We start from the raw sequence: 17,837 nt of genomic DNA on the forward strand, positions 1-17,837 counted from the left end.
ACTCACAGGCCAAACTCAACGCCGTGGCACGAAGGCTGAACGAGCGCCCAAGGAAGACTCTGGATTATGAAACACCGGCAGAACGATTCCATCGAACTATTGCATCGACCGGTTGAATCCGCCCTTGGAAGCAGCCGTTGACGCGGTTTAATGCGGGCCGTCAATCCGGAACCGCCTCAGGGCGCGATACAGCCAGCAGGCGTTGTCGAACCGGGAGATAACGGTAGAAAGTGCCAATGGCAGAATCGAGCAAGCGCGGCTAGGTATGCTGCCCAGCGATGGACGACCATGACGGAAATCCGCACGATTCAGACCATGCAAACTGACGCTGTTGCTCCGGCCGCCTACGCAAGGCGATTTGACGCTGTTCTCGCCTACATCGACGCTAACCTCGATGGCGACCTGTCCGTGGAAGCACTGAGCCGCATCGCGCATTTCTCGCGGTTCCATTTTCACCGGCAGTTTGCCGCCTACACAGGCGTCCCGGTGGCGCGCTATGTGCAACTAATGCGGCTGCGGATGGCTGCCCGGCGCCTTGCGTCACGCAATGGTTGCTCGGTCCTCGACGCGGCGCTCGGCGCCGGCTTTGACAGCCCGGAAGCTTTTAGCCGAGCGTTCAAGCGTGTCTTCGGCATAGCGCCGAGCTCATTCCGACGGCAGCCGAACTGGCAAGTCTGGAGTGCTTCCTTCGTCATCCCGCATCTTTCAAGGAAACTGACCATGCAGGTGAGAATCGTCGTCTTCCCCGAAACCCGTGTGGCTGCGCTTGAACACCGCGGGCCGATCGGACATATCAATGCAAGCGTGCGCAAGTTCATCGACTGGCGCGCGCAAAGCGAGCAATCTCCGGTGTCGTCGAGCCGGACCTTCGGCATTCCGCGCAGCAACCCCGAAACGACGCCGCCGGATGCATTCCGTTTCGACATCTGCGGTGAGATCAACGAGCCGGTCGCGCCGAATCCCGACGGCGTTCGCGAACTGGTGATTCCGGGCGGGCGATGCGCTGTGGTCCGGCACGTGGGATCGACCGACCATATCGGCGAGACGATCTACCCGATCTACCGCGACTGGCTTCCTGCAAGTGGCGAAGAACTGCGCGATCACCCCTTGTTCTTCCACTACCTCAGCGTCAATCCGGACACGCCACAGGATCAATGGCAGACCGACATCTACGTGCCCCTCGCATGACAGGGCACCGCTGCCATGACCATCATCGCGCTCGCGCTACTCGTTGTCCTCGCCACCATCGCACTGGCGCTTGTATTCGGCGGTCCACGGCGCCCCGCGCCGATGCCCAGTATCAGTGCGCCGTTTGCGCGGGTCGATTTTTCAGACCTGCCGGAGCAGTCGACGTTCCGGGCCGAGGACGGGCAGGCGCTGGCTTACCGGCAATATCGAAAGTGCACGCATACGGGCAACGGCAGCGTCCTGCTCATCCACGGTTCATCGGCGCGCAGCGCCAGCATGCACCCGCTTGCAAAAGCGATGGCCGCGGCCGGCTTCGCGGTCTACGCGCTGGACATGCGTGGACATGGCGCATCCGGGACAAGGGGGCACATTGACCGTATCGGTCGGCTGGAATCGGATCTGGAGGCATTCATGCGCGAGGTGTGTCCGCCTCGGCCATCGACACTCGTCGGCTTTTCAGCGGGCGCGGGTTTCGCCCTGCGCGTCGCGGGCAGCTCCCACCAGAAGCTCTTCGACCGCTACCTGTTGCTAGCGCCATTTATCGGCGATCAGGCGCCCACACAACGCCCGCGCAACGGCGGATGGGCTGAAGTCGGTGTGCCGCGCATCGTCGCCATCCTGCTGCTGAACGCATTTGGATTTCGCTTTGCGAACGCGATGACCGTCATCCGCTTCGCCCTGAGCGACGAGGATGGCGCATTGCTTACCCCGCAGTATGACTTCAACCTTGCGAGCAACTTCCGTCCAGCGCGCGATTACATCAGCACGATTCGACGTGCCCGGCAACCCTGCGCGGTCATGGCAGGAATAGACGACGAAGTGTTCAGGAGCGAGCAGATCGAAGGTATCGTTCGGGAAGCTGGCCAGAATTGGCCGGTCACGTTGCTCCCGAACGTGGGGCACATGGAACTCACACTCGAACCATCGGCTATCGCGACGGTGGTGCGCCAACTGCATGACCAATGGTAAACCGTGACGCGTTGCACTGCCGCACGTCGCCCCTGATGGCTGGTCTTATCGCCAAGGTCTCCGCGTACGCCGCCCGAAGTAGCCGATGTCCGGGTATTGAAGGTTGCCCGTGCCTGCTGGGCAGCTTTCGGTTGAGGAATCGCAGGTTTGTAGTGGGACGGACTGCTTTGGCCAAGACCGTGCCAACCGCTGTGGGCTCATGGGTGGCCGTTGGACCTTGGAAGCCGTCGTTGGCGACGTGCGGGATCGAGCGGCTTTTGTGGGTCGGGCTGCGTCAGTCTGCTCCCTAAACTCATCGCTCGGAAGCGTCACTGGAATTTAGCGGCCCGCAAGCGGCGAGTCGGCAGTGCGTATTTCAGATCCATTCCGTCCGCCCGGAAACAAAGGGGCGGGATGACCGCTTCCAGCTCCTCACCTGACACCAGTCGTCTGGCTCGGGATATACTGACTGCCATGGATACGAAACCCATCTCGCTGAAACTGCACGGTTGGTGGCGCGCCTGAATCCGGCGGCCCGTTTTTCTACGTATTTTGCAAACCGATGCCGCCAGTCTTGGCGGCATTTTTGTTTGCGCGCGCTGACGGCTGGTGCCATCAAAAATTTGAGGCTCCAGTCCATGACGAAATCAACCCGTCCTACCATCCTGACCGGCGATCGGACTACCGGCCCGCTTCATCTCGGCCACTATATCGGTTCCTTGCGCGCCAGGGTTCAGCTCCAGCATGAAGCACAGCAGTTCCTGCTTCTCGCGGACACACAAGCGTTGACCGACAACGTCGGCCGGCATCAGAAAGTGACTGAGAATGTCATTGAAGTAGCTCTCGATTATCTTGCTGTTGGCATCGATCCGGGTAAGTCCACCATCCTCATCCAATCGCAGGTGCCGGAGTTGGCGGAGCTGTCTCAATACCTGCTCAACCTCGTGACGGTCGCGCGTCTTGAGCGCAACCCCACGATCAAGGAGGAGATTCGTCTACGCGGATTCGAGCGCGACATCCCTGCCGGCTTCCTGACGTATCCCGTCAGTCAGGCGGCTGATATCACTGCGTTCAAGGCAACGCACGTGCCAGTGGGCGATGATCAGCTACCGATGATCGAGCAGACCAACGAATTGGTGCGGCGCTTCAACAACACCGTCGAGCGGTCCGTACTGGTCGAATGCGAGGCTGTGCTGTCGCAGGTCACTCGATTGCCCGGTATCGATGGCAAAGCCAAGATGAGCAAGTCCCTCGGGAACGCCATCTCTCTGGGCGCCACTCAGGACGAAATCACGACGGCGGTCAACAACATGTATACCGACCCGAACCACTTGCGAGTCAGCGACCCGGGTCGGGTAGAGGGTAACGTCGTGTTCGCGTTCCTTGACGCGTTCGAGCCCGACGTACAGACAGTGGACGAGCTGAAATCGCACTATCGTCGCGGGGGACTGGGCGATAGCGCGGTCAAGCGGGTTTTAAACGAGCGACTGCAGTCACTTATCGAGCCCATTCGTGCGCGCCGTCGCGAGCTGGAGGAAGACCGGGGCGAGGTGCTCGCGATCTTGCGTCGCGGTACGATGCGCGCGCGCGATGTCGCCGCGGAGACACTTTCGGAGGTCAAAGGCGCGCTGGGCTTGAGCTACTTCCAGAACTGAGCGGCTGCTTTCGACGATACTGCACTCGCCCACGAAGGTCATGAGCGACCGCTACTTTCAGGTGACTTGTCGTTCCGAAGCCGCTCAGGGGCGAGCATGAACGGCTCGAGATGGCCGGGTTAGGGCAATGGCCTCCGCAAATTGCTTGCCCGAGACCGGCCATTGAGCGAGCGTGAACGAGACCTCGGCCAGTCAAACTGGACGACGACCGCCACCGGCGCCTAATGGCCGGCGGACTCTCTGCCTCTCGCAAGCGGCATACGCTGCCTGAAACTCGCGAGCCGGCGATCGGCTGCTCGCGACCCACTTCGGTTTTTCGACGTTCTACAGAACGGACGTTCGATCTCTCTATCCTCTCCCCCGGAACGGACTACGCGGCCGTCGAGATTGCGCGCTTCACGTTTGGATCGAAGTGGTTTCGATACCAGTCAATCATTCCACGCATATGCGGCTCGGCCGGTGGCATATCCCCCGCGCCTAAGAGTTCTGCACATGCGGCGGCCACTGCGGTGAGAATCCTCGCCGTTTCCGGGACATAAGGTAGATCGAGATTCCTGTCGTGACGCGACCGGATCACTTCATAGCGAACGTTCTCGGGCAGCGTCCACGCGCTAGTCAAGAATTCCTGCACGCTCACTTGTCGCCCGCCTATCTGGACGGAACGACCGCGATGCTCTTCAGCATAGCCAGCCTGTTCCAACCGCTCGCAACTGTCGATAGCGGCATTTAGAACTTCCCGAATCAATTTCCAGTTGGTTTTCATTACACTCCTTCGCAGCAGCTTCAATGAAATGTTCGAGACGTCCTGTTGCAAGAATCGATGCGCAATAATTGTCGGCGATTCGAGTCTGCGCGTCGAATGCCTGTTTCTGGCCGCACAGCGTCGCACGACCGAGCGCGAAAATAACCTCGGGCATGCACATCATGCAAAAGGCATAAGTCGACCCTAAGGGACATCGACTTTGACGGAAAGCGTATGACCGTTGTGAGTGGCGAAGTTGACGCTTGAATGCCTCGTCGGGGGAGGCTGCAAATGGCAGAGCGTGGCCGCGTGCTGCCTCACTTGGCCGGCCTCTCACGAGCTGTCCTAAACGATCGATTTGTCAGCATTCCGACGTTGGAATATGCCAATAATCGGAACGACTAACCGGCTTCGGCATACTCAGGCAGACCGTCCGCCGTCCTATCCCAGGTTAGCCGATACTTGATCCAGGTGTGAGTCGCTGGAGGAACTTCGCCAGGTTCATCGAGAGAGCAGGTCGAAACATCCACCACGTCGGGCGACTCGGCGTTTGCGTAAGCCAATGGCGTCCCGCATTGACCGCAAAACGCCCGAAGAACGCCCGGGCTGGATTCAAACGTCTTTGGCGTGCCTTGTATCCAACGGAGTCCATCCTTGCTTACACTGAACCAGGCAACCGCTGGCGCTGCCGATACCTTTCGGCATGTGGCGCAGTGGCAAAGCGTCGTGCCGAACGGAGTCGAATGAATCTCATACCGGATGGCACGGCAGTAGCATCCACCTGTCAGCATCGAATCCCTCGACCTATCATTCCTGAACAGATCGTCGGCAATCCACGACAGCTTGTCGAGCGACCGAAAACGTAGCCGGAAAAGGCGGACGTGACGCCTGGCCCGACTCGCGTGCCGCGCCATGTACCTCGAACCGCGCGGAACAGCCCGCGTGGATCATTCGAGGCGCTTCACCGCGAACAAAAGCGCGTGCTGCTCGTGGACGATATACGACTGATAGCGGGCGGGAAGCAACGCGTTGACGACCTGCCAGACGGGCAGCGCTTCATGTCCGATGTCTTCCACCACGACCCAGCCACCGAGCCTCACCTTCTTCAACCCGAATATCAGCGTCTGGATGTTGGCATGCGGAGAGTGCAGACCGTCGTCGATGATGAGATCGCATTCGCCAGCCACTGAGCCTGCGAGCTGCTCGAAAGTGGCTGGATCGGTCTGGTCGACGAAGAACGTCTGAATGCGCTCCTCCTGGAAGAGAACCCGGCGGTCGATGTCCGCTCCATAGATCTGCGCGAAAGGCAGAAAATCCCTGAACGCCCTGAGCGAGCCGCCCGCCTCGCCTCTGACCATGTATGAAACGGTGTCGGAATGATGGGTGCCGATGCCGATTTCGATCACCGAGCGTATGGCCTGGCGATCCGCAAGGATCGCACCGTACAGATGGTGGTAGCTGTGATGGCTCGATTTGTCGCTGCCTTGAGCGTCGAGGCGCTCCTTCAGCGCGCTTGCGGCCTGCCGCTGTTCGTCGTTGGCCGGAAAATCGGCGATTTCCATGACGGGCGCCGGCGGCCTTCCGACGTAGGCCGCCAGGTCGCTCAATAGAGGAAGCGTCTGGTTGATCGCATCGACCGTGAGCTTCGCTCTGGCCTTGTAGCTTCCTTCGCTACACGGAATGAACTGCGGAAAAGTGCGCAGCACGTTCATCACGCTGAAATTGCTGAGCCTGCGCTGGGCGGCCCGGGCGTAATGATCGACTACCGCGAAATGCGAGCCGTAAGACTTGCTGAGGGAGCGGGACTCGGTGCTGGCGACGGTATCACGCATGGTCGATCTCCTTGAGTCGGGTAATCGTGTCGTGCATGGGTTGCAGGCCGTATGAGGTTCGCGCAAGCCTCGAACATGAACTACTTCGCCGCCCCGCGCAACCCACGCATTTTCCGGGCCTGCAAAGCGAGGTCCACCACAATGTTGAGATCTGAATTCGTACCAACATCCGCGCATTGCGAACGCCAGCTCTCGTTCAACCGTCCATGGCCTTGCGCGATAATCCCAGGTTGCTACGGCCTGGAAGGCGCTTTTCCCCGCGTGTACCCGGCGCGATCGACTGCTAGTCGTGCAGCGGACTATGCGTCGTCACGAACGCCTCTTTGATCCGACGGAGATTTGCAGTGGTTCGTCAGCGCCCTCGCGACTACACGTTGTGGACTCTCACGCTCGCCTACCTGTTGAGTCAGTTTTTCCGCAGCTACGTCGCGGTAGTCGCGCCGCAACTGATCGCGGACTACGGCTTTACGCAGAAGATGTTCGGTCTGTTCGCGGGCGCGTTCTTTCTCACTTTCGCCTGCGCGCAGATACCGCTCGGACTTGCATTCGACCGGTTCGGCATCGGCCGGCCGACCGTCCTCTGCATGAGCGTCGGAACGGGCGGGGCGGCGACGCTTCCATTGACGCACGATCCCGTGCTGGCGCTGGCGTCCCAGGCCGCTTTGGGCCTCGGCTGCGCGCCGATCTTCATGGGACTGCTTAACCATGTGCTCGTCGCCGGTCATGGTCAACGCCAGGTGCGAACGGTGACTGTCGCGAGCGGCATCGGCATCTTCGGCGCGCTGATCGCGGCATTGCCGCTGGCGTGGGCCGCGACGAAAATCGGCTGGCGGCCGGCGATGGGCGTCGCCGCGGCGGCGATGGCCCTGACGACAGCGGCCGTGACCGCTTCGCTTTGGCGCCGCCCGCGCGCGGCGGCGCGAAGAAAGGATCTCGGGCAAGGGCCAAGGCGAACGCGAGCGAGCAACAACGCGCGGTCGAACAACCTTGCGTTTCTCACCTTGTTGCCCGTCTGCTTCGCGCTGTCGGCGGGCGGAACGTTCAGAACCTCATGGGGCGGTCCCTATTTCGCGGACGTGTTCGCTCTCGACACGGTCGCGCGAGGACGCGTGATGACTGCCGCGAGCGTTTCGGCGCTGGTCGTATCGCTGATCATTCCGCTGCTGGTGCGCAGGTTTTCGGTCAAGGCGCTGTCGCTCGCCGGGTTGTCGCTCGGCATACTGGCCGCGGCGCTGCTGCTGGTGCTGCCGTCTTACAACGCGCTGCTGAGCGCGTCGTTGGTGTGCGTGCTGTTCAGTGTCGGCGCGATTCATCCGCTCGTGATGTCGCAGGCCCGCGCGATCTCCGCCGCATCGAGCCTCGGCTTGCGGCTCGGCATACTCAACAGCATGGTGTTTCTCGGCGTCGCCGTGACGAGCAATTGCTTCGGATGGCTCGCGGCGAGGGGCATCCGCGAGGGACTGCCCGCACCGGATATTTTCGCGCGACTGTTTCTCTTCACGATGATCGTGCTCGTGATCGGCCTTGCGACCTATGTCTTCAGCCCGAGTGTGCAATCGGAGGACAGTGCGAACGTCGTGCGGCGAACGCGCCCGGTCTCGCCGGTCGGCGACAAGTGAGGGTCGCGAAGACCGTTCACCAGGGCACGACCCTGCCTAGATAATCCAGGTAATGCAGTCCCGCGCGGCCTTGCTGCGAGTCGATCGTCGTCACCAGGTTCGGAATGCTCTCGTCGATACCGAGTCGCGCGTCGGGTCCGCCCATGTCGGTGCGCACCCAGCCCGGCGCCATCAACAACAAGGTTCGCGAGTCATCGGCGTGGCGCGCGGCGAAGCTGCGCATCAGCATGTTGAGCGCGGCCTTGCTGCTGCGATAGACCTCGTACTTGCCGTTGGTGTTATTCGCGACGCTGCCCTGTCCGGACGACATCACGGCGAGCGTGCCGTGCGGTTGGACCAGATCGGCGAACGCCTCGATCACGCGCATCGGGCTCAGCGCGTTGGTCACCATCACGCGCACGAACTCGTCGGTCGATACATCCGCGATGGTCTCCCGGTCGTCGTTCTTCACACCGGCGTTCACGAACAGCAAATCGAGCCGTCGAGCGGCAAGGCGAGCGCGTAAAGCGGCGATCTGCTGTGGCACCGTGATATCGAGCGTTTCGATTTCGAGCGCGCCGGAAAGCTTGCGCAGCCTGTCCATCGAATCGGGGCGGGCGGTGGCGATCACGTGCCAGCCGCGTGCGAGATATTCTTCGACCATCGCGAATCCGAGACCGCGCGAGGCGCCGATCAGTAGTACGGTTTTTTGCTGAAGTTCGGTTTGCATCGGCTATGGCTCTCCATGACGTAGCTGTCCGTTGGTTGTAGAAAAATATAGCGATGCCCACGAATCGGCGGAAGACGCGCCGACTGCATTGTTAACCTGCAGCGGACGCCTTCTCCGCGCGGTTCGGTCGCACTGCGGTGTTAGGATCGGGCATGCCGGAAATCGACCTGAACCTGTTGACCGCGCTCGACATGCTGCTGGCCGAGGCGAGCGTCGCGCGCGCCGCGCGCCGCCTGGGGCTGAGCGCCTCGGCAATGAGCAGAACGCTCGCCCGGCTGCGCGAAGCCACCGGCGATCCGCTGCTAGTGCGCGCGGGACGCGATATGGTCCTGACGCCCACCGCGCAGAAGATTCGTGAACGCACCCGCACGGCGCTCGATGAGGCGCGCGCGGTGCTGCGGCCCTCGCATGCCGAACCCGATCTCGCCACACTGCGGCGAACCTTCACGATCCGCGCCAACGACGGCTTCGTCGAAGCATTCGGCGCGCCGCTGATCGCAGCGGTAACGGCGGTCGCGCCGCAGGTGTGCCTGCGCTTTGCGCCGAAGCCGGAAAAGAGTCCGGCGCACCTGCGCGACGGTTCAGCCGATCTGGAGATCGGCGTCCCAGGCGAGATGGGGCCGGAGGTGCGCTTGCAGGCACTGTTTCGCGATCGTTTCGTGGGGGGCGTGAGGAAGGGCCATCCGCTCGAATGCGAAGGCGAAATCAGCGCCGGGCGATACGTCGCGTTCGGACATGTGGTCGCGTCACGGCACGAGAGCGCGCACGGCCCCGTGGATCGCGCGCTCGCCGCGTCTGGTCTGCAAAGAACCATCGTGGCGATCGTGCCGAGCTTTCCCGCCGCGCTGGCGGTGGCGCGAAGCTCGGATCTGATCGCGCTGGTGCCGGCGTCTTTCATCGGCGCTCACGTCGGGCATCGAGGTCATGACTCAGGTATCGCTTGCAACTCCGTGTGCGCGTTCGAATTGCCGGTCGCGACGGAAAGAATCACGGTGTCGCAGATGTGGCATCCGCGGCTGGAAGTCGACCCTGTGCACCGTTGGCTCAGGCAACTGGTGCTCTCGGTGTGCCGCCGCGAAGCGCCACCGCCGTGAAGCTCGGGCACGGAAGGCGGCGCGGCGCAAGCCGAAGCGGTGATCCACACCGCGTTGGACAGCGCCTTTAGCCAGCGCCGTCCGTGACTAGTGATCCGGACGTCCTCAAGCCCAGCAATACGGTCAGGAGGCTTGATAGCGTCACGACGACGGCCAGCATCGCAGCGACATGCAATCCTTCGGCGAGATCGTTGAGTTCCGGTCGCACGAGCGAACCGAACACGCCGACACCCACCACGCCACCGATCTGGCGCGCGGTATTCAGTACGCCCGACGCAATGCCGATACTCGACGGTCCGACGTGCGTCAGCACCGCCGTATTGATCGACGGCACTGCAAGCGCCACCCCGACGCCGACTGCCAGCAACGGCAACGCCACCGCGAGAGCGTTGCTGTCCGCCTGCACGAACACCAGCGCAAGATAGCCCACCGCCGCCAGCGCCTGACCGAAAGCCATCGGCAGGCGATAACCAAAACGCGCAGTGAGCGTGCCAGATACAACGTTCGCGACGGTCACGACCGCCGTCATGGGCAGGAACGCAAGGCCGGTTTCGAGCGGCGTGTCGTGCCGCGCGTTCTGGAAAAACAGACTCATCGCGAACATGAGTCCGTAGTAGCCGAAATTCAGCGATAGCCCCGTTATCGCACTGACGTTCATCGCGGCATTGCGGAACAGCGTGAGCGGTAACAGCGGCTGCGGATGCCGTGCCTCGACCACGACGAACAGCGCGCCGGTTACGACAGCCACGGCGAGTCCCGCCGTCACGGTCGCGCTCGTCCATCCTCGCCTACCGCTTTCGACAACCGCATACGTCAGGGCGGCCAGGCTGATGACGGCAAGCGTCTGCCCGGGCAGATCGATGCGACGCCCCGCGCGGCGCACGGTGTCGGGCGCATGAGCGACTGTGAGCCAGATGCCGGCAATGCCGATCGGCAGGTTGATCAGAAAAATCGCTGGCCAGCCGAAACGGTCGACCAGCACGCCGCCGACCAGCGGACCGGCACCCAGCGCGAGCGCGGCCGTGCCCGCCCAGATGCTGACGGCCTTCGCCCGCGCATGCGGCTCCGGAAACGCTGCGCCGAGCAGCGCCAGTGACGATGGCACGCACAACGCCGCGCCGACGCCTTGCAACACGCGCGACGCAATCAACGCCGCCGTGGCGCCCGACAGCCCGCACGTGGCCGATGCGCAGGTGAACACCGCAAGGCCGGCGATGAACACGCGCCGTGCGCCGAACCGGTCGGCCAGCGCGCCGGCCGACAGCAGCAGACTGGCGAATGCAAGGGTGTACGCGTTGACGACCCATTCGAGTGCCGTGGAATTGATGGCGAGGCTATCGCGGATTCGTGCGAGGGCGACATTCACGACGGTGACGTCGAGACAGACGATGACGAAGCCGAGACTCGTCGCGAGCAAGGCGAGACGCGATGAGCGGGCCGATGAATTGTGGGATCTGAGCATGTTCCGCGAGCATGAAGTGGAGCGAGCCGGACCGGGATGGGCCGCGTTCATCGCATGCGGCAGACTGTATTTCACAAACCACTATTGATAAACGCGCACCCAATGGCTACAGAACCCAGTACTATTGGGGAATGGACCTTCTCAAAGCGATGACCGTCTTCGTGCGTGTAGTCGAAACCGGCAGCCTGACGGCGGCCTCGGTGGCGTGCGACCTATCGCCGACGATGGTCGGCAATTACCTTCAGGCGCTGGAAACGCGGCTTGGCGCGCGACTCATCCATCGCACCACGCGCAGGCAGAAGCTCAGCGCCTTCGGCGAGGTCTACTACGAACGATGCGTCGCGATCCTCGGCCTGATCGACGATTCGGAAAGGCTCGCGCTCGACCATCTCGCAACGCCACGCGGACGCCTGCGCGTAACCGCGCCCATCGTCTTCAGCAACGAATGCCTGATTCCGGCAATCGCCGATTACTGTGAGCGCTATCCCGAGGTGAAGCTCGACATCGTCGTCACCGACGCACTCTCGGATCTGATCGGCGACGGCTTCGAGGCGGCGGTTCGCGTAGGCGCGCTGGGCAATCCGGATCTCGTGGCGCGGCGTCTGCGGCCTTACCGGCTTGTGCTGTGTGCGTCAGGTGCGTATCTGAAAACGCGGGGCGCGCCGTCATCGCCCGACGCGCTGCGGTCGCATCAATGCCTGACGTACGCGTTTCCGCCGCGCTCGGAATGGTACGCCGCGCAGCCCGAATGGATCCTGCAAGGTCCGCAAGGACGAGTGAGCGTGCCCGTCGACGGCAGGTTGAAGATCGACAATGCGGACGCGTTGCGACGAGCGGCGTTGCGCGGCCTCGGTATCGTCATGCTGCCTGAGATTCTTGTCGCCCACGATCTGCGCGCGAAGCGGCTGATCGAAGTGCTGCCGGAGTTTGTCGCCCCCGCGCGGCCGCTGAACCTGCTGTATCTGCGTGAGCGACAGATGTCGCCGAAGCTGCGGAGCTTTATCGAATTTATGGTCGAGCGCTTCGGCGCTGACGCGACAACGCACGACAGTGAATGAACAGGAGTAAGCGCACTGGAAGCGGCCGTCCGATCAAGGCAACCGAATGGCCCGTTGCGGCCGGTAGCACCGGCTCTGTCGTGTACCGGGCCTGCCCGTTCACACCGGCGGCGCGACCGACGCGCCCGCCACTCCATTGCGCGCGATAGCCGACGCGACGAAGCCGCTGCGCTTCATGTCCTCGACGAACTCTGCAAGGAAGCGGGCAGCTTGCCCGCCGCGCGTCTTCGGCACGCCCATCGCCTGCTGGATGACCATGAACGGCTCGCCAAGCATGCGCAGACCGGGTGCCTTTGCCAGTTCCGCTTCGAGCACCTGTTTCACGCCCGCTGCGACTTCTAGCTTCTCGTCGAGAAAGGTCTGCACGACCACCTGTGAAGAGGCGGTGCGCACGAGGCTTGCGTGCTTGATCTCACGAGTCAGGAACAGGTCGTATGCCGTGCCCTGGCCCACGGCGATACGGTTCGAGGCGATATCGACCTGAGCGTTTTCCGTGATGGGGGAATCGTCGCGCACCAGATACCGGCCCTCGATGAGGATGTAAGGCGCACTGAACGCGATTTCAGCGCCGCGGACCGGATCGACAGCGAAGAAACCGATATCCGCGCTGCCTTCGGAAACAGCTTCGACCGATTTGCGAGCCGTGTCGAAAACGACGAGTTCAAGTTCGACTTGCAGGCGTGCGGCAAGCTCGCGCGAAAGGTCGACTGAAACACCAGTGGCTTGCGCGTCGCTCGATCCGCGCCTGGCAAGCACCGGATTGCCGAGGTTGATCGATGCGCGCAACTTCCCGGCCGGCGCGAAGGCGCTAACGATGGAGGAATCAGGATTCATCAAGAGACCTTTAAGGCTGGTGGTGGGGGGAAACGGTCGTTGCTTTCCTCGGTCTCGCCCGCATGCGCCGCCACGCGCATTCGAGCTGCGTTCGCACCGCAACTGCACGGTATCGTAACGAAAAACAATGGATTCGCGTGCCGCACTTCGGAGCTCGCCGCGCTTGGCGGCAGCGATACCTACGACGAAGCGGTGACGTAGCTGCGCGATGTCGTCGGCGAGGACTTCGACGAGCAACGCATCGACGTGTATCTCGAGAACGGGCCGAAGAGGGGCGCCTATCTCGCGAAGCATGCGGACGGCGCTCGCGCAACGGCGCGTCAAACTCTGGCTCGGCATGCCGATGCGTTCGTTGCACTCGGAAGGCGGGCGCGTGACGGGGGTGATCGTGAGCTGAGGGGGCGCCCCGTCAGCATCCACGCTGCACGCGGCGTCGTGCTCGCGTGCGACGGATTCGAAGCCAATCAGGCGATGCGCGAACAATATCTGCCGAAGCCGACACGCGCCGAGTGGAGCGCTGCGCCGCCCGTCAACACCGGCGACGGCATTCGTGCTGGGCGAGTCATCGCGACACGGCGAAGCCAATTCGCGCGGCCCAGCGATGCTGGTTGTAAGCGAGAAGATCTTCCGCGTAGCCGTTGAAATAGTTGAGAAACAGATATCCGCCCCAAGCACTGCCGAACAGCTTGGCGAGCGGGTAGGTAAATTGCACGTCGACGCTTCCATAGGTCGATTTCGTGCCCTTTCTCAAAGTGGTCGCGAGCTGCCAGCCGTCCGGACTGCCATATTTGACCAGCAGGTCGACATAGCCGCGATAGTTGGCGATATCCGAATTCGTGTCCTGTTTGTGCACGTACCCGTAGATTTTCGGTGCAACGGTGAAGTGGTTGGCGTTGAGGTCGCCGAAATCCCAAATCGGCTTCGCGTACACAATGTCGATGCCGCGCGACCCGGGACCGGCGGTCCCGTTCGACTCGTGCTCGTAGCCCGTCTCGACGCCCATCCGGGTGAACCAGCCGGTCCGCCACCCGGTGTCCTCGAGGTAGTAGAAAAGCGCGGGCATGTAGCTCGTGTCGTAGAACGGGTTCATATGCCCGCGGATATCCCAGAGCGAAGTCTGCGTATAGGCGAAATAGAGATTGTCGAGAAGACCGCGTGAGCGCGGATCATCGGGCAAAACGAAGCGGAACTTGAAGCTGACCTGGAATTTGGCAAGACCGTTGTCCGACGAGTCCCAGCCATCGGCGAAGTACATGGGTTGGTAGGGCGAAAGCCGCCCAAGGAGGAAGGTGCCGAGGTCCGGCACCAGCGAATTCGAGGGCTTCACGGTCGAAGGCGGCATTTGCGAGGCGATCGACTCGTTGCCGGTCGTCGGCCCTTCGGCCGGCGCGATCGCAAGCGGTACGGGTGCGGCCGTTGCGGCACTGGCCGTCGCCGCGTTGCGAGGCATGCGCGTGAGCAGGACCACCGAAGGCGATACGTCGACGCCGGGCACGTCGACGCGAAGCGCACCGCGCGCCCACTCGGGCCACGGCGCGCTATAGCTGACCGCCTTCATCTCGCCGGCCGCGAGCCGCACATGCTCGGGCGCGCCGGATTCGCGCGTGAGCAGTACGGCCCTCGGCAGGGCCTCGCCGTTGGTCAGCGTTACGCTGAGGGTGCGAGGCACGTCGACCGACGTGCCGGAGGGAGCGTCGCCGGTGTACACGATCGTCACCACGAGCGGTTCGTCGGACCTCGCTTCGCGCGGCGGACGCAATATTGAAACCCCAGCGACGCCATACGCGGCGTAGCTGCCGAGCACCAGCGCGCTCATGCATAGCGACAGGCTGGGGAGCAGTCTGGAAAACGAGCTGGAAAGCGGACTGGAAGATAATCGGGAAACACGCGAGCGGTGGCTGCGTATGACAGACTGGCGGTCGTTCTTCACGCGAGACATCAATCGATTCCGCACGCGGAGCTCCTATTGGTCTACGAGGTCGGGTCGCAATGAGACGATATCTTCAAACCGGTCAATGGGATACCAAACCAGAACCGCCGTGTTTCAGAGAGGATACGGCAATGGACGCCGGCTCCCGCCATCTGGTTTTAGTCCATTTTGCCAATGACATACAGGCAGAGGCCGTTCACTGCGTCGGGGAGACGAGCAGCGACACCGGCACGCCGTGACAATCGACCTCGGCGACGACCGTCGCACCGAGCCCGGCAGCCGCTTTGGCGCGGGCGTTGAACGGGCCTACCTCGCGGTCGATGCGCAGAATGTTCAGCGGCCAGGATAGCCGGGTCAGCCGCTCGTGCACGAACGCGCCCACCCATAGCGGCGCGGCGGAGGTGCCGTTGTCGACCGCGTAGCCGCTCGGCCAGAAGCGCAGCACGTAGCGTTCCTCGCGCGATTCACCGGGCCGCATGAACACCAGCGACGACGGCACGCCGTTGTTCAGCTTCGGCAGCACCGGCAGCGACACCGCGGCGACATCGGGCGAGGCGAGCGACAGCAGGCTGTGCGCGGACACGTCGGTGCCCTCGACCCAGCCCTGCGCGCGCAACTGCTCGCGGATCGAAGCGGGCTGCGAGACCCATTGCAGTGTCAGCGGCTCCTTGCGATCGCCGCCCATGTCGGAGCGAAAGCACGGCAGGCGCCTCCATCCGGAAAGCTTCCACTGCGCCTGGGTCAGTTGCACGGGCGGCGGTTGCGGCGCGCTGTCCGGCGGCGTCGGCATCGCGAGCCCGAGTTGCAGGCCGACGCTGACCGCGATGATCGCGAGCACCAGAAGCGGCATGAATCGACGCTGTGGCGGCGGCTGCGGGTGCCGCCACATCGCCGTCAACGCGATCAGCGCGACCCACGCATACGCGAGTGCCGCGCCGCCGATCGCGTCGGACACCCAGTAGCGGCCGAAGTAGACGCCCGCGAGCGCGACCACGATCACGACGATGATGCTCGCCCCCGCAACCAGCACGCCTTCGAGCCTGCCGACCCGGCGCGCGAGCAGGAAGGCGAGAAAGCCGTAGACGATCACCGTCGCGGCGACGTGATTGCTCGGAAACACGTATTGGCTCGCCATCAGCTCATTGGGTGGCGCGCGGCGCATCGCGAATTGCAGGCCGAGAATCAGCAGCTGCGAAAACGCAACTGCCGCGAGCCAGTAGGTGATCGTGCGCCAGCGCCGCTCCCAGATCATCCATAGGGTGACCGTCACGACCAGCACGGTCAGCGTGATACCGCTGCCGAGCGTCGCGAGCGACGCGAGGACCGTGTCGCCCCACGGCGTGCGCACCGATTGCAGGAAGTGATAGACGGACAGGTCGATGATGGTCAGCGGATCACCGCTGACGACGTCCTCCAGGACCCCCACGAAAAGCGCGCCGGCCACTAGTACGATCAGCGATGTCAGCAGGAGGTGGGTCGCATCGGGCGTGTCCGGATCGAGTATGCGACGCGCGGCGCGCCCGAGCGGACCCGGATGGCGGCATGCCCACCGTCCGAGGTGACGGCCCGCCGCGCTCGACCACGCGTTCGCGTGCGACACCAGAAAGCCCGCGCCGCGAAAGCTGAGCCACACGATGCACAAAAGCATCGCGATGATCACGACGAGCCGGAACGATACCGCGCCCGCGAGCAGCACCGACGCACCGAACACGACGCCGGGCAGGATATGCGCGGGCGCCCACAGCAGCGCGGAAAGTACGTTGATTGCGAAGAAGCGCAGCGGCCCCATGTTCATCATGCCGGCGACGACCGGCACGATCGCGCGCAACGGGGGGAGAAAGCGGGCGAGCACGACGCTCTTCGCGCCGTGCTTCAAAAAGTAGCGCCGCCCCGCGTCGAGCACCTCGGGATGCGAGCGGAACGGCCACAGCAGGACGATGCGCTCCTTGTAGCGATCGCCTAGCCAGAAGCTGAGGCCGTCGCCGGCAACCGCGCCGACGATCGCCCAAACGAATACCCAGGCAAGGCTCAACGAGCCGGTGCCGGTCAGCGCGCCCGCGAGGAACATCGCGGTGCTGCCGGGGATGAAGGTGCCGATCACCGCGATCGCTTCGAGAAAAGCGGCGAGGAATACGACCGCGAGCATCCACGACGCGTGGCCGGCGAGCAGATGCAAAAGGTGGATGTAGGCGTGCTCCATCGTGCGCGATCGGCCGTTCTGGCGTAACGACCGATCATAACGCGCACGGACATACCGTGGGCGCGGGCGGCAGCGCGCCGCTGCAGCGCTCGGGCGATCGGCTCAGAATAGACCTGGTAGCTCGGCGGATCTCGATGTGCTGGAGGTGGGTATGAACAGGACAAGTATGGGGATCGTGCGGCTGGCTTTGCTTGCGGCACTGATGACCGTGGGGGCCGCGGGGAAGATCCAGGCACAGCAACTGGGCAATTACGGCAGTGGCGGAAGCGCGACTAATGCGGGCACCAACGCGCGCGCCAATGCGTCCGCCGCCACCGGCAACGCGGCCGCCGGCGGCGGGATGGGAATGGGTACCGGCGTCAGTCCGACTGCCATGCCAAGCCCCGGCATGTCGGCGGGCGGCACGTATGGCCTCGGCTCGGGCGGCGGGACCGGCTCCGACCGCGCGCCCAATGATATGCGCGCGAACGGCACGGCGCTCTACATGAGTCCCGACCCGCGCGCGCCGAACGTGACCGGCCGCGCGGCGCCGCCGCGCTAGTGGGCCGCGTATAGAATGCAGGTCC

16 protein-coding genes are annotated in these 17,837 nt (G+C 63.3%); 8 read left to right on the forward strand and 8 right to left on the reverse strand.

Features of this window, described 5'->3' with window-relative positions; all coding sequences use genetic code 11:
• Positions 1–288: 288 nt before the first annotated feature.
• From LJ655_RS28935 to trpS, 3 genes are all read left to right on the forward strand, one after another.
• Complete coding sequence (locus tag LJ655_RS28935; RefSeq protein WP_230564581.1) at positions 289–1,188, forward strand: AraC family transcriptional regulator; 900 nt, start codon at positions 289–291, stop codon at positions 1,186–1,188.
• 15 nt (positions 1,189–1,203) lie between these two features.
• A complete protein-coding gene (locus LJ655_RS28940) occupies positions 1,204–2,157 on the forward strand; it encodes an alpha/beta hydrolase (RefSeq protein ID WP_230564582.1) in 954 nt (317 codons plus the stop codon).
• Between the two features lie 617 nt (positions 2,158–2,774).
• Positions 2,775–3,791, forward strand: coding sequence for a tryptophan--tRNA ligase (gene trpS, locus LJ655_RS28945; RefSeq protein WP_230564583.1), 1,017 nt, complete (start codon positions 2,775–2,777; stop codon positions 3,789–3,791).
• 370 nt (positions 3,792–4,161) lie between these two features.
• Here the strand turns inward: trpS and LJ655_RS28950 are convergent, their stop codons facing one another.
• The 3 genes from LJ655_RS28950 to LJ655_RS28960 all read right to left on the reverse strand — a co-directional run bounded on the left by LJ655_RS28950 (position 4,162) and on the right by LJ655_RS28960 (position 6,365).
• Positions 4,162–4,554, reverse strand: coding sequence for a hypothetical protein (locus LJ655_RS28950; protein WP_230564584.1), 393 nt, complete (start codon positions 4,552–4,554; stop codon positions 4,162–4,164).
• A gap of 380 nt (positions 4,555–4,934) precedes the next feature.
• Positions 4,935–5,447, reverse strand: a complete 513-nt coding sequence (locus LJ655_RS28955) for a GFA family protein (protein ID WP_329959752.1) — start codon at positions 5,445–5,447, stop codon at positions 4,935–4,937.
• A 33-nt stretch (positions 5,448–5,480) separates the two neighbouring features.
• Positions 5,481–6,365, reverse strand: a complete 885-nt coding sequence (locus LJ655_RS28960; RefSeq protein ID WP_230564586.1) for a hypothetical protein — start codon at positions 6,363–6,365, stop codon at positions 5,481–5,483.
• A 344-nt stretch (positions 6,366–6,709) separates the two neighbouring features.
• Here LJ655_RS28960 and LJ655_RS28965 point away from each other — a divergent pair, with 344 nt between their 5' ends.
• Positions 6,710–7,984, forward strand: coding sequence for an MFS transporter (locus tag LJ655_RS28965; protein ID WP_230564587.1), 1,275 nt, complete (start codon positions 6,710–6,712; stop codon positions 7,982–7,984).
• Positions 7,985–8,000: 16 nt separating this feature from the next.
• Here LJ655_RS28965 and LJ655_RS28970 read toward each other — a convergent pair whose 3' ends face one another.
• On the reverse strand, positions 8,001–8,693 hold the full coding sequence (locus LJ655_RS28970; protein ID WP_230564588.1) for an SDR family NAD(P)-dependent oxidoreductase: 693 nt from the start codon (positions 8,691–8,693) through the stop codon (positions 8,001–8,003).
• A gap of 152 nt (positions 8,694–8,845) precedes the next feature.
• Here LJ655_RS28970 and LJ655_RS28975 point away from each other — a divergent pair, with 152 nt between their 5' ends.
• The gene (locus tag LJ655_RS28975) at positions 8,846–9,787 is read left to right on the forward strand and encodes a LysR family transcriptional regulator (protein ID WP_230564589.1); all 942 of its coding nucleotides are present in this window, start codon (positions 8,846–8,848) and stop codon (positions 9,785–9,787) included.
• A 67-nt stretch (positions 9,788–9,854) separates the two neighbouring features.
• On the opposite strand, the gene LJ655_RS28980 is transcribed toward LJ655_RS28975, so the two are convergent.
• The gene (locus LJ655_RS28980) at positions 9,855–11,249 is read right to left on the reverse strand and encodes an MFS transporter (protein ID WP_230564590.1); all 1,395 of its coding nucleotides are present in this window, start codon (positions 11,247–11,249) and stop codon (positions 9,855–9,857) included.
• Positions 11,250–11,380: 131 nt separating this feature from the next.
• Between LJ655_RS28980 and LJ655_RS28985 the strand changes: the two genes are divergently transcribed.
• Entirely contained in the window at positions 11,381–12,307 is a 927-nt protein-coding gene (locus LJ655_RS28985) for a LysR family transcriptional regulator (RefSeq protein WP_230564591.1), read from the forward strand.
• A gap of 99 nt (positions 12,308–12,406) precedes the next feature.
• Here LJ655_RS28985 and LJ655_RS28990 read toward each other — a convergent pair whose 3' ends face one another.
• Positions 12,407–13,141: a transporter substrate-binding domain-containing protein gene (locus LJ655_RS28990; protein ID WP_230564592.1), complete on the reverse strand. Its 735-nt coding sequence runs from the start codon at positions 13,139–13,141 to the stop codon at positions 12,407–12,409.
• Between the two features lie 435 nt (positions 13,142–13,576).
• On the opposite strand from LJ655_RS28990, the gene LJ655_RS30455 reads away from it, so the two are divergent.
• Positions 13,577–13,783, forward strand: a complete 207-nt coding sequence (locus LJ655_RS30455) for a hypothetical protein (RefSeq protein WP_425605848.1) — start codon at positions 13,577–13,579, stop codon at positions 13,781–13,783.
• Here the strand turns inward: LJ655_RS30455 and LJ655_RS29000 are convergent.
• Positions 13,704–14,957, reverse strand: coding sequence for a phospholipase A (locus LJ655_RS29000; protein ID WP_230564593.1), 1,254 nt, complete (start codon positions 14,955–14,957; stop codon positions 13,704–13,706). The two genes, LJ655_RS30455 and LJ655_RS29000, sit on opposite strands and share 80 nt — an antisense overlap.
• Positions 14,958–15,267: 310 nt before the next feature.
• Positions 15,268–17,271 (reverse strand): bifunctional DedA family/phosphatase PAP2 family protein, encoded by a 2,004-nt coding sequence (locus tag LJ655_RS29005; protein ID WP_230564594.1) that lies wholly within the window; start codon positions 17,269–17,271, stop codon positions 15,268–15,270.
• Between the two features lie 151 nt (positions 17,272–17,422).
• On the opposite strand from LJ655_RS29005, the gene LJ655_RS29010 reads away from it, so the two are divergent.
• A complete protein-coding gene (locus tag LJ655_RS29010) occupies positions 17,423–17,812 on the forward strand; it encodes a hypothetical protein (protein WP_230564595.1) in 390 nt (129 codons plus the stop codon).
• Positions 17,813–17,837: the final 25 nt, after the last annotated feature.

It is taken from the genome of Paraburkholderia translucens, assembly GCF_020881035.1.
Taxonomy (GTDB): Bacteria; Pseudomonadota; Gammaproteobacteria; order Burkholderiales; family Burkholderiaceae; genus Paraburkholderia; species Paraburkholderia translucens.

Excerpts from the sequence above, each read along its gene's own strand:
- LJ655_RS28935 (WP_230564581.1), top strand. The coding sequence starts at position 289 with ATGACGGAAATCCGCACGATTCAGACCATGCAAACTGACGCTGTTGCT.
- LJ655_RS28940 (WP_230564582.1), top strand. The coding sequence starts at position 1,204 with ATGACCATCATCGCGCTCGCGCTACTCGTTGTCCTCGCCACCATCGCA.
- trpS (WP_230564583.1), top strand. The coding sequence starts at position 2,775 with ATGACGAAATCAACCCGTCCTACCATCCTGACCGGCGATCGGACTACC.
- LJ655_RS28950 (WP_230564584.1), bottom strand. The coding sequence starts at position 4,554 with ATGAAAACCAACTGGAAATTGATTCGGGAAGTTCTAAATGCCGCTATC.
- LJ655_RS28955 (WP_329959752.1), bottom strand. The coding sequence starts at position 5,447 with ATGGCGCGGCACGCGAGTCGGGCCAGGCGTCACGTCCGCCTTTTCCGG.
- LJ655_RS28960 (WP_230564586.1), bottom strand. The coding sequence starts at position 6,365 with ATGCGTGATACCGTCGCCAGCACCGAGTCCCGCTCCCTCAGCAAGTCT.
- LJ655_RS28970 (WP_230564588.1), bottom strand. The coding sequence starts at position 8,693 with ATGCAAACCGAACTTCAGCAAAAAACCGTACTACTGATCGGCGCCTCG.
- LJ655_RS28975 (WP_230564589.1), top strand. The coding sequence starts at position 8,846 with ATGCCGGAAATCGACCTGAACCTGTTGACCGCGCTCGACATGCTGCTG.
- LJ655_RS28980 (WP_230564590.1), bottom strand. The coding sequence starts at position 11,249 with ATGCTCAGATCCCACAATTCATCGGCCCGCTCATCGCGTCTCGCCTTG.
- LJ655_RS28985 (WP_230564591.1), top strand. The coding sequence starts at position 11,381 with ATGGACCTTCTCAAAGCGATGACCGTCTTCGTGCGTGTAGTCGAAACC.
- LJ655_RS28990 (WP_230564592.1), bottom strand. The coding sequence starts at position 13,141 with ATGAATCCTGATTCCTCCATCGTTAGCGCCTTCGCGCCGGCCGGGAAG.
- LJ655_RS29000 (WP_230564593.1), bottom strand. The coding sequence starts at position 14,957 with ATGAGCGCGCTGGTGCTCGGCAGCTACGCCGCGTATGGCGTCGCTGGG.
- LJ655_RS29005 (WP_230564594.1), bottom strand. The coding sequence starts at position 17,271 with ATGGAGCACGCCTACATCCACCTTTTGCATCTGCTCGCCGGCCACGCG.
- LJ655_RS29010 (WP_230564595.1), top strand. The coding sequence starts at position 17,423 with ATGAACAGGACAAGTATGGGGATCGTGCGGCTGGCTTTGCTTGCGGCA.